The following is a 13,238-nucleotide window of genomic DNA, read 5'->3' as shown; positions in this document are numbered from 1 at the left end:
TTGCAAAAAGCTGAGGCCAGCCATTCAGAAAAAGTTAAAACGCAGCGATTCAGAGCAACACCACGTCGTATTGTTCCTGGGAATACATGGTTTCTACCTGGAAGCGGATGGTGCGTCCGATAAACCCTTCCAGCTCGGCGACGTTGCCCGACTCTTCGTCAAGCAGGCGGTCCACCACTTTCTGGTTTGCCAATACACGATAGCCTTCCGCCTGATAGGCGCGAGCCTCACGCAGGATTTCACGGAAGATTTCGTAGCAAACGGTTTCCGGGGTCTTGAGCTTGCCGCGTCCCTGACAGGCATTGCACGGCTCGCACAACACTTGTTCAAGGCTTTCACGGGTGCGCTTGCGGGTCATCTGCACCAGGCCCAGCTCGGTGATACCGATGATGTTGGTCTTGGCGTGATCGCGCTCCAGTTGCTTTTCAAGCGTGCGCAGCACCTGGCGCTGGTGTTCTTCATCTTCCATGTCGATGAAGTCGATGATGATGATTCCGCCGAGGTTCCGCAGGCGCAACTGGCGGGCGATGGCCGTCGCAGCTTCGAGGTTGGTCTTGAAGATGGTTTCTTCGAGGTTGCGATGGCCGACGAACGCCCCGGTATTGACGTCGATGGTGCTCATGGCTTCCGCCGGGTCGACCACCAGATAACCGCCGGACTTGAGTGGGACCTTGCGTTCGAGGGCCTTCTGGATTTCGTCTTCGACGCCATACAGGTCGAAAATCGGCCGCTCGCCCGGGTAATGCTCCAGGCGGTCGGCAATCTCGGGCATCAATTCGGCGACGAATTGCGTGGTTTTCTGGAAGGTTTCCCGGGAGTCGATGCGGATCTTCTCGATCTTCGGGCTCACCAGGTCACGCAGGGTGCGCAGCGCCAAACCAAGGTCTTCGTAGATCACGCTGGGCGCGCTGATGGTTTTGATCTGGGCGCTGATCTGATCCCAGAGCCGCCGCAGGTAGCGGATGTCCATGAGAATTTCGTCGGCACCGGCGCCTTCGGCTGCCGTGCGCAGAATGAAACCGCCGGCTTCCTTGATACCTTCCTTGGCCACGCAATCAGTGACCACTTGCTTGAGGCGCTCGCGCTCGGCTTCGTCTTCGATCTTCAGGGAAATGCCGACATGGGCCGTGCGTGGCATGTACACCAGATAACGCGAAGGGATCGACAGCTGGGTGGTCAGGCGCGCGCCTTTGGAGCCGATCGGGTCCTTGGTCACTTGCACCACCAGGCTCTGGCCTTCGTGCACCAGTGCACTGATGCTCTCGACCGCCGGGCCTTCGCGCAGGGAAATTTCCGAAGCATGAATGAACGCGGCACGGTCAAGGCCGATGTCGACGAATGCCGCCTGCATCCCCGGCAATACCCGCACGACTTTGCCTTTATAGATGTTGCCGACGATCCCGCGCTTTTGCGTGCGCTCGACATGGACCTCTTGCAGGACACCGTTTTCGACCACCGCCACGCGCGACTCCATCGGCGTGATGTTGATCAGGATCTCTTCACTCATGGCAGGGTCTCGTTCAGGCATGTTCACGATAATGGCCGCATCTGTTCAGAACGTTGCTTAGTGTGCGTTCCGGGTTTGCCAACAGGGTATGCCGAAATGGCCAAGCAGTTCCGCGGTTTCGCAAAGCGGTAGTCCCACCACCGCCGAATAACTTCCATCGAGCCCGGCGACAAACACCGCACCCAGTCCTTGAATGCCATAACCACCCGCCTTGTCCTTTGGCTCGCCGCTGGCCCAGTAGGCCGCTGCTTCATCACGACTGATATCACGAAAACGCACCCGACTGGTGACAACCCGGGACTCGCAACGTTCGCCATCGAGTACCGCAATCGCGGTGAGGACCTCATGCTCACACCCTGACAACATCATCAGCATGGCGCACGCATCCGCATGATCAACCGGTTTGCCGAGAATTTTTCCGCCCTGTACCACGGCAGTATCGGCACCCAGCACGCAGAACGGTTCGTCAGACACGACTCCACCGCGACCGGCCTCGGCCTTGCCGCGCGCCAGACGCTCGACATAGGCCGATGGGGATTCTTGAGCTAAAGGGGTTTCATCGATGTCCGCACTGACGGCGGAGAACGGTACGCCGATCTGCGTGAGCAATTCACGTCGACGCGGCGAACCAGAGGCAAGATAAAGCTGTTTCATCAAGACATCTCCCTGTCCAGGTGCGGGCAAATGCCTGACCGAATCAATTGATTTTGTAACGTCGACGCAACCCGCGCAAACCGAAACTGATCCAGGGCCAGAGCAATGCACTGACCAGTGCCGGCAGCACCAGCGCCAGGGTTGGCTGACGATTGCCGGTCAGGGCACTGAGCCACAACTGAACCAGTTGGGCGAGGCCGAAGATCACCAGGATCACCAGGCTCTGCTGCCACATCGGGAACATCCGCAGACGTTGCTGCAGCGCCAGTACCAGATAGGTGATGAGGGTCAGGATCAAGGCGTTCTGACCCAGCAACGTGCCATAGAGCACGTCTTCAGCCAGCCCCAGGCAAAACGCCGTCACCATCCCGACGGTCTGCGGCAGGTTCAACGCCCAGAATGCCAGCAACAAGGCCAGCCACAGCGGGCGCAGGATTTCCATGAATTGCGGCAAAGGCGAAACGCTGAGAAGTAGACCGATGGCGAATGTCAGCCAGACTATCCAGCCGTTTCGGGATGCTTTTACACCGCCCATTATTCTCTTCCCACTGGAGTAGCCGGCACGGAGACTGGCGGTTTGGCGGCAGGCTTCGCGGCAGCGGGTTGCGCCGCAGGCGGTTTAGCCGCCGCAGGATGCGTGCTCGCAGGCTTGGCTGGCGTGGTGGTCGGCTTGGCTGGCGCAGTGGCCGCAGGTGCCGCCGCGGCAGGAGTTGCCGGTGCGGCGGCCGGGGCTGCGGGGGCTGCCGGGTTGACCAGTTTCGGCACCGTCGCCGGAATGATCGGTCCACCGCCCTGCGCGTCCAGGTTTTCCTGGGCCTGGGCGGCAGCGTTGGCGCGCTCTTCGGCAGTCCGGTTGTCGCTGAACACCAGCAGCAGGTAACGGCTGCGGTTCAAGGCGGCGGTCGGAATGGCGCGGACAATGGCAAATGGCTGGCCGGAATCGTGAATCACTTCCTTGACCGTCGCCACCGGGTAACCGGCCGGGAAACGTTGGCCAAGGCCGGAGCTGACCAGCAAGTCGCCTTCCTTGATGTCGGCGGTGTCGGCCACATGACGCAACTCGAGACGCTCGGGGTTGCCGGTGCCGCTGGCAATCGCCCGCAAACCGTTACGGTTCACCTGCACTGGAATGCTGTGGGTGGTATCGGTCAGCAGCAAGACGCGGGAGGTATAAGGCATCAGCTCGACCACCTGGCCCATCAGGCCACGGGCATCAAGTACCGGCTGACCGAGGACCACGCCGTCGCGTTCACCCTTGTTGATGATGATGCGATGGGTAAAGGGGTTGGGATCCATGCCGATCAACTCGGCCACTTCGACCTTCTCGTTGACCAGTGCCGAAGAGTTGAGCAACTCGCGCAGCCGAACGTTCTGCTCGGTCAGGGCGGCAAGCTTCTGCATGCGCCCCTGCAGCAGCAGGTTCTCGGTCTTGAGTTTTTCGTTTTCGGCGACGAGTTCGGTCCGGCTGCCAAACTGACTGGCAACGCCTTCCCACAGTCGTCCGGGCAGGTCGGTGATCCAGTAGGCGTCCATCAGCACCAGCGACATCTGGCTGCGTGCTGGCTTGAGCAGACTGAAGCGGGCATCGACCACCATCAGCGCGACCGATAGCACGACCAGCACCAACAGGCGCACGCCCAGCGAAGGACCCTTGGTGAAAAGCGGTTTAATAAGCCGCTCCTCCCAGGCAAATGTTCTGTTTATTCATACGGCAGCAATCCGGCCTGGATGCAGACTGACAGAAGATAAACGCGAACAGGCAGCACCGCAAAGTGCCGCCTGCGCGCTCAACAGCATAGAAGCGATCCGGCGACTTACTCGCTGGAAAGCAGGTCCATGGTGTGTTTATCCATCATTTCCAATGCACGGCCACCGCCGCGAGCAACGCAGGTCAGCGGGTCTTCGGCAACGATCACCGGCAGACCGGTTTCCTGGGCCAGCAACTTGTCCAGGTCACGCAGCAAGGCGCCACCACCGGTCAGTACCAGGCCACGCTCGGCGATGTCGGAAGCCAGTTCCGGAGGCGATTGCTCCAGGGCGCTTTTCACGGCCTGAACGATGGTTGCCAGGGACTCTTGCAGAGCTTCCAGCACTTCGTTGGAGTTCAGGGTGAATGCGCGTGGAACGCCTTCGGCCAGGTTACGGCCACGAACGTCGACTTCGCGAACTTCGCCGCCCGGGTAGGCGGTACCGATTTCCTGCTTGATGCGTTCGGCAGTGGACTCACCGATCAGGCTGCCGTAGTTGCGACGCACGTAGGTGATGATCGCTTCGTCGAAGCGGTCGCCGCCAACACGGACGGATTCGGCGTAAACCACACCGTTCAGGGAGATCAGCGCGATTTCAGTGGTACCGCCACCGATATCCACGACCATCGAACCGCGGGCTTCTTCAACCGGCAGGCCGGCGCCGATCGCAGCGGCCATTGGCTCTTCGATCAGGAACACTTCACGGGCACCGGCGCCGAGGGCCGATTCACGGATGGCACGACGCTCAACCTGGGTGGATTTGCATGGAACGCAGATCAACACGCGAGGGCTAGGCTGCAGGAAGCTGTTTTCGTGAACCTTGTTGATAAAGTACTGCAGCATTTTTTCGCAAACGCTGAAGTCGGCGATCACGCCGTCCTTCATCGGACGAATGGCAGCGATGTTGCCCGGTGTACGGCCGAGCATGCGCTTGGCTTCGGTGCCGACAGCAACGACACTTTTCTGGTTACCGTGTGTCCGAATGGCCACAACGGAGGGCTCATTCAGGACGATACCGCGCTCGCGCACGTAAATAAGGGTGTTGGCAGTGCCCAGGTCAATGGAAAGATCGCTGGAAAACATGCCACGCAGTTTCTTGAACATGGGAAAGGGACCCTAGGCAACGCGTGGGTAAAAAAGTGCGGCAAACTCTAACAACGACAGGGATTTTGGGCAAGGCGCCAATATGTTAAATTGGCCGCTTTTCTGTGCACCAAGCCCCACAATCGCGGCCTTATGACCGTAGAAGTGCGGTAGTGTTCCGACAATCTAACACACGGACGCCGTCCGTTTTGTTTTCCACTGGAGAATCCCAATGGCGCTAGAACGCTCCGATGTGGAAAAAATCGCTCATCTGGCCTGCCTTGGCCTCAATGATGCCGATCTTCCACACATCACTTCGGCCCTCAACAGCATTCTCGGGCTGGTCGACGAAATGCAGGCGGTCGATACCGACGGTATCGAGCCGCTGGCCCACCCTCTGGAGGCCAGCCAGCGCCTGCGTGCAGACGTCGTGACCGAGACCAATAACCGCGAGGCCTACCAGTCCATCGCACCAGCGGTCGAAAACGGCCTGTACCTGGTTCCGAAAGTCATCGACTAAAGGGAAAGAGCCTGCAATGCATCAATTGACTCTGGCCGAGATCGCCCGCGGACTCGCCGATAAAAAGTTTTCCTCCGAAGAGCTGACCAAAGTCCTGCTGGCGCGCATCGTCCAGCTCGATCCACAGCTCAACAGTTTCATCAGCCTCACCGAGGACCTGGCGCTCACGCAGGCGAAAGCCGCTGACGCCCGCCGGGCCAATGGTGAGAGCGGCGCCCTGCTCGGCGCGCCGATCGCCCACAAAGACCTGTTCTGCACCCAGGGCATCCGCACCAGCTGCGGCTCGAAGATGCTCGACAACTTCAAGGCACCGTATGACGCCACCGTCGTCGCCAAGCTGGCCGCTGCCGGGGCCGTGACCCTGGGCAAGACCAACATGGACGAATTCGCCATGGGTTCGGCCAACGAGTCGAGCTACTACGGCGCGGTGAAAAACCCGTGGAACCTGGAACACGTTCCAGGCGGTTCGTCCGGCGGCTCGGCGGCGGCGGTTGCCGCTCGTCTGTTGCCAGCGGCCACCGGCACCGACACCGGTGGTTCGATCCGTCAGCCGGCAGCCCTGACCAACCTCACCGGCCTGAAACCGACCTACGGTCGTGTTTCGCGCTGGGGCATGATTGCCTACGCGTCCAGTCTCGACCAGGGCGGCCCAATGGCACGCACCGCCGAAGACTGCGCGATTTTGTTGCAAGGTATGGCCGGCTTCGATCCGAACGACTCCACCAGCATCGATGAGCCCGTGCCTGACTACAGCGCCAGCCTCAACGGTTCGCTGCAAGGCCTGCGCATCGGCGTGCCGAAAGAGTATTTCAGCGCCGGTCTCGACCCGCGCATCGCCGAACTGATCCACAACAGCGTCAAGGAGCTGCAAAAGCTCGGCGCCGTGATCAAGGAAATCAGCCTGCCGAACATGCAGCACGCGATTCCTGCGTACTACGTGATCGCCCCGGCGGAAGCCTCGTCCAACCTGTCGCGTTTCGACGGCGTGCGCTTCGGCTATCGCTGCGAAGATCCAAAAAACCTGGAAGACCTGTACAAGCGCTCCCGTGGCGAAGGCTTCGGCGCGGAAGTGCAGCGCCGGATCATGGTCGGTGCCTACGCGCTGTCCGCCGGGTACTACGACGCCTACTACCTCAAGGCGCAGAAGATCCGTCGCTTGATCAAGAACGACTTCATGGCGGCCTTCAATGAGGTCGACATCATCCTCGGCCCAACCACGCCAAACCCGGCCTGGAAGCTCGGCGCCAAGAACAGCGACCCGGTCGCTGCGTACCTGGAAGACGTCTACACCATCACCGCCAACCTCGCCGGCCTGCCGGGCCTGTCGATGCCGGCCGGTTTTGTCGACGGTCTGCCGATCGGTGTGCAACTGCTCGCCCCGTATTTCCAGGAAGGCCGTTTGCTCAACGTTGCGCACCAGTATCAGTTGAACACTGACTGGCACACCCGCACCCCAACCGGCTTCTGAGGAGACACACATGCAATGGGAAGTCGTGATCGGGCTGGAGATTCACACCCAGCTCACCACCCGGTCGAAAATCTTTTCCGGTAGTTCCACCACGTTCGGCTCCGAGCCGAACACCCAGGCCAGCCTGATCGACCTGGGTATGCCCGGCGTGCTGCCGGTGCTGAACCAGGAAGCGGTGCGCATGGCGGTGATGTTCGGTCTGGCGATTGACGCCGAGATCGGCCAGCACAACGTGTTCGCCCGTAAAAACTATTTCTACCCGGACCTGCCCAAGGGCTACCAGATCAGCCAGATGGAATTGCCGATCGTCGGCAAGGGTCACCTGGACATCGCTCTCGAAGACGGCACGGTCAAACGCGTCGGCATCACTCGCGCGCACCTTGAAGAAGACGCCGGCAAGAGCCTGCACGAAGAGTTCAGCGGCGCCAGCGGCATCGACCTGAACCGTGCCGGCACCCCGCTGCTGGAAATCGTCTCCGAGCCGGACATGCGCAGCGCCAAGGAAGCCGTGGCCTACGTCAAGGCGATCCACGCGCTGGTGCGTTACCTGGGCATCTGCGACGGCAACATGGCCGAAGGTTCGCTGCGTTGCGACTGCAACGTGTCGATCCGTCCGAAAGGTCAGGTCGAGTTCGGCACCCGCTGCGAGATCAAGAACGTCAACTCGTTCCGTTTCATCGAGAAAGCGATCAACAGCGAAATCCAGCGTCAGATCGAGCTGATCGAAGACGGCGGCAAAGTGATCCAGCAGACCCGCCTGTACGATCCGAACAAGGACGAGACCCGTCCGATGCGCAGCAAAGAGGAAGCCAACGACTACCGTTACTTCCCCGATCCGGACCTGCTGCCGGTGGTCATCGAGAACTCATTCCTCGACGACGTCCGCGCCACGCTGCCCGAGCTGCCACCGCAGAAGCGCGAGCGCTTCCAGGAGCAGTTCGGTCTGTCGGTGTACGACGCCAACGTGCTGGCCACCAGCCGCGAGCAGGCGGATTACTTCGAGAAGGTCGCGAGCATCAGCGGCGACGCCAAGCTGGCGGCGAACTGGGTGATGGTGGAGTTGGGCAGTCTGCTCAACAAGCAAGGCCTGGACATCGAACAGTCGCCGGTTTCCGCAGAGCTTCTGGGTGGCATGCTGTTGCGCATCAAGGACAACACCATCTCCGGCAAGATCGCCAAGGTGGTGTTCGAAGCGATGGCCAACGGCGAAGGCAGCGCGGACGAGATCATCGACAAGCGCGGCCTCAAGCAAGTGACCGACACCGGCGCCATCTCGGCGGTACTGGACGAAATGCTCGCGGCCAACGCCGAGCAGGTCGAACAATACCGTGCGGCAGACGAAGCCAAACGCGGCAAGATGTTCGGCTTCTTCGTCGGCCAGGCCATGAAAGCCTCCAAAGGCAAGGCCAACCCGCAACAGGTCAACGAACTGCTGAAAAGCAAGCTCGAAGGCTGATGAGAATGGAGCCAGCCCGGCAATCTGGCTCCATTCCCCTGTGGGAGCGGGCTTGCTCGCGAATGCGGTTTGGCACTCAATTCAATGTTGACTGTCAGAATGCATTCGCGAGCGAGCCCGCTCCCACATTTGTTTTTTGGAACGCCCAAATGAAACGTCTGCTCGGCGCCTGCGCCCTCCTCTCGCTCCTGGCCGGCTGCGCCAGCACCGACACCGTCGATCCGCATGGCTACGACAAAACCGGCGTGGCTTCGTACTACGGTGCCAAACACCAAGGCAAACGCACCGCCAGTGGCGAGCGTTTCGACAAGAATTCCATGACCGCCGCCCACCGCCAGTTGCCCTTCGGTACGCGGGTGAAGGTCACCAATCTGAATAACGACAAATCCTGCGTGGTGCGTATCAATGATCGCGGGCCGCACACCCGTGGCCGCCTGATTGACCTGTCCCATGAAGCTGCCGAGCGCCTCGGCATGCTCAAAAGCGGCACCGCCCGGGTACGCGTCCAGGCCCTCGACGACTGACCGATGGAGCCCCGACCATTTTCGGATTAGCCGATATACCCCTGATCAGCGTGATCGAATTGCTCAGCGGATTGCTCCTGCTGATTGTCGGTGCCGAATTGATGGTGCGCGCCGCCGTACGCATCGCCGCGCGCTTGCACATACGACCGCTGATCATCGGCCTGACCATCGTCGCCCTCGGCAGCAGCGCCCCGCAGATGGCGGTCAGCCTGCAAGCGACCCTCACGCACAATGCCGACATCGCCGTCGGCAGCGTGATCGGCAGCAGCATTTTCAACATCCTCGTCACCCTCGGGTTGTCCGCGCTGATCATTCCGCTGCGGGTTTCCCGGCAACTGGTGCGCCTGGATATTCCGTTGATGATCGGCGCCAGCCTGTTGGTGTTCGTACTCGCCTGGAATGAAGAGCTGACCCGTGCCGACGGCGTGATGTTGCTGACGGCACTGGCGATTTACCTGGGGTTGTTGCTGCGCCAGTCGCGACACTCGGCACGCCCGGTATCGAGCCATGACCATCATGCGCAAGCGCCATGGTTGAGCAACCTGCTGATGATCGTCGCCGGGCTGGCAATGCTGGTGTACGCCGGGCATTTGCTGCTGGGTGCAGCCGTTGCGGTCGCCACCGATCTTGGGTTGTCGGAGCGGATCATCGGCCTGACCATCGTCGCCGTCAGCACATCACTGCCTGAACTCGCCACTTCGTTGATCGCGGCAACGCGCGGCGAGCGCGATATTGCCGTGGGCAACGTGATTGGCAGCAACCTGTTCAACCTCCTGGGTGTGCTCGGCTTTACCGCGCTGGTGGCGCCATCGCCGCTGTCGGTGTCGCCCAACGCCCTGGATTTCGACCTGCCGGTGATGCTCGGCGTCGCGGCGCTGTGCCTGCCGGTGTTTTACTCCGGCTACCGGGTGACCCGCGCCGAAGGCCTGCTGTTTCTGGGCTTGTACCTGGCCTATGGGCTGCACGTGGTGTCATTCACTACCGGCATGCCACTGGCCGGCAAGCTGGAACACTTGATGCTGTTTTTCGTCCTGCCGGCGCTGGTGGCGTTTTTGCTGTTCACGTCGCTGCGCGCCTGGCATCGCCAACACCATAAGAGGGATGTCCCATGACCGAGAATAAAAAACCCGGCGTTGAAGTCCGCCGCCAAGTGATGGGCGACGCCTTCGTCGACCGCGCACTGGGCAATGCCACCGAATTCACTCAACCGCTGCAGGACTTCGTCAACGAACACGCTTGGGGCGGTGTGTGGAATCGCGAAGGCCTACCGCTGAAAACCCGCAGCCTGATCACCCTCGCCGCGCTGACCGCACTCAAGTGCCCGCAGGAATTGAAAGGTCACGTGCGCGGTGCGCTGAACAACGGCTGCACGGTGGATGAGATTCGCGAGGCGTTGTTGCATTGCGCGGTGTATGCCGGTGTGCCGGCGGCGATTGATGCGTTTCGGGCGGCGCAGGAAGTGATCGACAGTTACCAGAAGCCTGAGTGAGTCATTGAAATCGGGGTGCCCGACATGACGCCTTCGCGAGCAAGCCCGCTCCCACAGAGGAATGCATTCCAAATGTGGGAGCGGGCTTGCTCGCGAATGGCTCGAAAGAACACCGCAAAGCCTGAGGTCAGATCCACCCACCCCACTGCAAAAAGAAGATCCCGATGTTGGTGGTGATCGCCGCCATCAGCGTGGTGATCACGATAATTGCCGCCGCCAATTCATGATTGCCATCGGCCGCCCGGGCCATGACAAAACTGGCCGCGGCGGTCGGGCTGCCGAAGTACAGAAACAGAATCCCCAGCTCCGCACCACGAAAACCCCACAACCACGCCCCCAGCGTCGCCAGCACCGGCAAGCCGATCATCTTCAACAGACTTGAACTCAGCGCCATGTTGCCGCTTTCGCGCAGCGCCGCCAGGGACAGCGTGCCGCCGATGCAGATCAGCGCCAGCGGCAAGGTGGTTTGCGCCAGATACTGGCCGGAGGTTTCCAGCCAACCCGGCAAGCCGATCTTGAAATAGGCGAACGGCGCGGCCGCAATCACACTGATGATCAGCGGATTGCTGAACACGCTTTTGCAGATGCTCCACGGATCAGACTTGATCACCGGGCTGTAGACCGCCAGCACGATGGTCGAGAGTGTGTTGTAAAACAGGATCACCAGCGCCGCGAGGATCGCCCCGAGTGAAATCCCGTAGTCGCCGTACATGCTCGCCGCCAGTGCCAGGCCGATCACGCCGTTGTTACCGCGAAAGGCACCCTGGGTGTAGATCCCCCGATCCTCCCGCGGACACTTCAAGATCGCCCAGCTCCAGGCAATGGCAAAGCACACCAGGGTCGCCATGGAAAAGTAGATCAGCAGCGCCGGCTGCAACGCCGCGTGCAGGTCGGCATGCAGGATGCCCAGAAACAGCAGCGCCGGCATGGTGACGTTGAACACCAGGGCCGACGCGGTGTGGATGAAGTTGTCGTTGATCCAGTCGATGCGCTTGAGCAACACCCCGAGAAACAGCATGGCGAACACCGGTGCGGTGATATTCAGGGTTTCGAGGAAAATTGCCAGCATGCCAGAGAGGACCTTGGGGTGGGCGTCGTTAGGGGGCTAATGATAAGCCACCGGACACTTCGGCGTCTGGTAGATCGCCTTCGCTGGCAAGCCAGCTCCTACAAGGATTGCGCTGACTCTGTAGGAGCTGGCTTGCCAGCGAAGAACGATAACGCGGTCTCAGGTGATCGGCGCCGGGTTGAACAAGGTGATGTCGTTGTGCAACTTGTGCTGCTCGGCCCACGTCTGTTTCTTGCCGCTGGCCACGTCCAGGTAGTAGTGGAATAGCTCCCAGCCCAGCTCCTCGATTGATGCGCGACCAGTGGCAATGCGCCCGGCGTCGATGTCGATCAGGTCCGGCCAGCGCTGTGCCAGTTCGGTCCGGGTCGACACCTTGACGACCGGAGCCATGGCCAACCCGTAAGGCGTGCCACGACCGGTGGTGAACACGTGCAGGTTCATCCCCGCCGCCAGCTGCAACGTGCCGCAGACAAAGTCGCTCGCCGGGGTCGCACAGAAGATCAGGCCTTTGCGCTTGAAACGCTCGCCTGGGCCGAGCACGCCGTTGATTGCGCTGCTGCCGGACTTGACGATCGAGCCCAGGGATTTCTCGACAATGTTCGACAACCCGCCCTTCTTGTTGCCCGGCGTGGTGTTGGCACTGCGATCCGCTTCGCCCTTGGCCAGGTAACGGTCGTACCAGTCCATTTCCCGCACCAGTTCCTGGGCGACTTCCTGGTTTTCCGCACGGGAGGTCAGCAGATAAATGGCATCGCGCACTTCGGTGACTTCGGAAAACATCACCGTCGCACCCGCCCGCAGCAACAGGTCCGAGGCATAACCGAGCGCCGGGTTGGCGGTGATGCCGGAGAACGCATCACTGCCGCCGCATTGCATGCCGAGGATCAGCTCGGACGCCGGCACGGTTTCCCGACGGCGTTGATCAAGCTTCTTCAAGCGCGTCTCGGCCAGTTCCATGATCTGCTCGATCATTTCGGTGAAGCCGTGGCTGGAGTCCTGCAAGCGGTACAGCCATGGCTCGCTCAAATCCACCGAACTATCGTTCTCGTGCATCACCTGCCCGGCCTGCAATTTCTCGCAGCCCAGGCTGATCACCAGCGCTTCGCCGCCCAGGTTCGGGTTGCGCGCCAGGTTGCGCACGGTGCGGATCGGGATGTACGCGTCGGTGGCGGTGATCGCCACGCCACAGCCGTAGCTGTGGGTCAGGGCTACTACGTCATCGACGTGCGGGTACTTGGGCAGCAACTCGGCCTTGATGCGCTTGACCGCATGATCGAGCACGCCGGTCACGCATTGCACGGTGGTGGTGATGCCCAGAATGTTGCGCGTGCCAACGGTACCGTCGGCGTTGCGATAACCCTCGAAGGTGAAGCCTTCCAGCGGTGCTTGCGCGGCCGGCACGTCGGTGGACAGCGGCAGGCTGTCCAGCGGCGGCGCAGTCGGCATGCGCAGTTGATCTTCCTTGACCCAGCTGCCACGAGGGATCGGCTGCAAGGCGTAGCCAATAACCTGACCGTAACGAATCACCTGGCCACCTTCCGGAATGTCTTCCAGGGTGACTTTGTGGCTCTGCGGCACGAAGTCCACGGTGACCAGGCCGTCCGCAAACTCGGTACCGGCCGGTACGCCTTGATCGTTGACCACGATCACGACGTTATCCCGCTCGTGCAGGCGGATATAGCGCGGCGAGTCGGAATGTTCAATCAACTGCATGACGCCG

Annotated in this window: 13 protein-coding genes; 6 read left to right on the top strand and 7 right to left on the bottom strand. The window is 61.0% G+C overall.

What is annotated here, in order from left to right; all coding sequences use genetic code 11:
* Nucleotides 1–49 precede the first annotated feature (49 nt).
* From rng to mreB, 5 genes are all read right to left on the bottom strand, one after another.
* Entirely contained in the window at nt 50–1,507 is a 1,458-nt protein-coding gene (gene rng / locus AC07XF_RS17750; RefSeq protein ID WP_007970246.1) for a ribonuclease G, read from the bottom strand.
* Nucleotides 1,508–1,564: 57 nt separating this feature from the next.
* Nucleotides 1,565–2,161 carry a Maf family protein gene (locus AC07XF_RS17745; protein WP_495027462.1) on the bottom strand — a complete coding sequence of 199 codons (597 nt, stop codon included), beginning with the start codon at nt 2,159–2,161 and terminating at the stop codon, nt 1,565–1,567.
* 43 nt (nt 2,162–2,204) lie between these two features.
* Complete coding sequence (mreD, locus tag AC07XF_RS17740; protein WP_218544027.1) at nt 2,205–2,696, bottom strand: rod shape-determining protein MreD; 492 nt, start codon at nt 2,694–2,696, stop codon at nt 2,205–2,207.
* The gene (mreC, locus tag AC07XF_RS17735) at nt 2,696–3,832 is read right to left on the bottom strand and encodes a rod shape-determining protein MreC (RefSeq protein ID WP_495027478.1); all 1,137 of its coding nucleotides are present in this window, start codon (nt 3,830–3,832) and stop codon (nt 2,696–2,698) included. Before mreC ends, mreD begins: the two co-directional genes overlap by 1 nt.
* Before the next feature lie 143 nt (nt 3,833–3,975).
* The gene (gene mreB / locus AC07XF_RS17730; RefSeq protein ID WP_002555108.1) at nt 3,976–5,013 is read right to left on the bottom strand and encodes a rod shape-determining protein MreB; all 1,038 of its coding nucleotides are present in this window, start codon (nt 5,011–5,013) and stop codon (nt 3,976–3,978) included.
* 211 nt (nt 5,014–5,224) lie between these two features.
* Between mreB and gatC the strand changes: the two genes are divergently transcribed.
* From gatC to AC07XF_RS17700, 6 genes are all read left to right on the top strand, one after another.
* Nucleotides 5,225–5,512, top strand: a complete 288-nt coding sequence (gene gatC, locus AC07XF_RS17725; protein ID WP_024011606.1) for an Asp-tRNA(Asn)/Glu-tRNA(Gln) amidotransferase subunit GatC — start codon at nt 5,225–5,227, stop codon at nt 5,510–5,512.
* A gap of 16 nt (nt 5,513–5,528) precedes the next feature.
* The gene (gatA, locus tag AC07XF_RS17720) at nt 5,529–6,980 is read left to right on the top strand and encodes an Asp-tRNA(Asn)/Glu-tRNA(Gln) amidotransferase subunit GatA (protein ID WP_495027461.1); all 1,452 of its coding nucleotides are present in this window, start codon (nt 5,529–5,531) and stop codon (nt 6,978–6,980) included.
* A gap of 10 nt (nt 6,981–6,990) precedes the next feature.
* Nucleotides 6,991–8,436 (top strand): Asp-tRNA(Asn)/Glu-tRNA(Gln) amidotransferase subunit GatB, encoded by a 1,446-nt coding sequence (gene gatB / locus AC07XF_RS17715; protein ID WP_495027460.1) that lies wholly within the window; start codon nt 6,991–6,993, stop codon nt 8,434–8,436.
* Between the two features lie 149 nt (nt 8,437–8,585).
* Complete coding sequence (locus tag AC07XF_RS17710; protein WP_204929193.1) at nt 8,586–8,960, top strand: septal ring lytic transglycosylase RlpA family protein; 375 nt, start codon at nt 8,586–8,588, stop codon at nt 8,958–8,960.
* Between the two features lie 50 nt (nt 8,961–9,010).
* Entirely contained in the window at nt 9,011–10,072 is a 1,062-nt protein-coding gene (locus tag AC07XF_RS17705; RefSeq protein ID WP_495027459.1) for a calcium/sodium antiporter, read from the top strand.
* A complete protein-coding gene (locus AC07XF_RS17700) occupies nt 10,069–10,449 on the top strand; it encodes a carboxymuconolactone decarboxylase family protein (protein ID WP_046040018.1) in 381 nt (126 codons plus the stop codon). The genes AC07XF_RS17705 and AC07XF_RS17700 overlap by 4 nt, the downstream gene beginning before the upstream one ends.
* A gap of 127 nt (nt 10,450–10,576) precedes the next feature.
* Here the strand turns inward: AC07XF_RS17700 and AC07XF_RS17695 are convergent, their stop codons facing one another.
* Both AC07XF_RS17695 and garD read right to left on the bottom strand, forming a co-directional pair.
* Nucleotides 10,577–11,518 (bottom strand): AEC family transporter, encoded by a 942-nt coding sequence (locus AC07XF_RS17695; RefSeq protein WP_495027458.1) that lies wholly within the window; start codon nt 11,516–11,518, stop codon nt 10,577–10,579.
* A gap of 159 nt (nt 11,519–11,677) precedes the next feature.
* Complete coding sequence (gene garD / locus AC07XF_RS17690; protein ID WP_495027457.1) at nt 11,678–13,231, bottom strand: galactarate dehydratase; 1,554 nt, start codon at nt 13,229–13,231, stop codon at nt 11,678–11,680.
* Between the last annotated feature and the right edge of the window lie 7 nt (nt 13,232–13,238).

The organism is Pseudomonas sp. GW821-FHT01C01 (assembly GCF_059422645.1).
Note: the sequence above shows the minus strand (reverse complement) of the source record. Positions and strands in the feature narration are given on the sequence as shown.

Coding starts and splice junctions, on each gene's coding strand:
- gatA (WP_495027461.1), top strand. CDS start 5,529: ATGCATCAATTGACTCTGGCCGAGATCGCCCGCGGACTCGCCGATAAA.
- gatC (WP_024011606.1), top strand. CDS start 5,225: ATGGCGCTAGAACGCTCCGATGTGGAAAAAATCGCTCATCTGGCCTGC.
- mreD (WP_218544027.1), bottom strand. CDS start 2,696: ATGGGCGGTGTAAAAGCATCCCGAAACGGCTGGATAGTCTGGCTGACA.
- AC07XF_RS17700 (WP_046040018.1), top strand. CDS start 10,069: ATGACCGAGAATAAAAAACCCGGCGTTGAAGTCCGCCGCCAAGTGATG.
- mreB (WP_002555108.1), bottom strand. CDS start 5,013: ATGTTCAAGAAACTGCGTGGCATGTTTTCCAGCGATCTTTCCATTGAC.
- garD (WP_495027457.1), bottom strand. CDS start 13,231: ATGCAGTTGATTGAACATTCCGACTCGCCGCGCTATATCCGCCTGCAC.
- AC07XF_RS17745 (WP_495027462.1), bottom strand. CDS start 2,161: ATGAAACAGCTTTATCTTGCCTCTGGTTCGCCGCGTCGACGTGAATTG.
- AC07XF_RS17710 (WP_204929193.1), top strand. CDS start 8,586: ATGAAACGTCTGCTCGGCGCCTGCGCCCTCCTCTCGCTCCTGGCCGGC.
- AC07XF_RS17695 (WP_495027458.1), bottom strand. CDS start 11,518: ATGCTGGCAATTTTCCTCGAAACCCTGAATATCACCGCACCGGTGTTC.
- rng (WP_007970246.1), bottom strand. CDS start 1,507: ATGAGTGAAGAGATCCTGATCAACATCACGCCGATGGAGTCGCGCGTG.
- gatB (WP_495027460.1), top strand. CDS start 6,991: ATGCAATGGGAAGTCGTGATCGGGCTGGAGATTCACACCCAGCTCACC.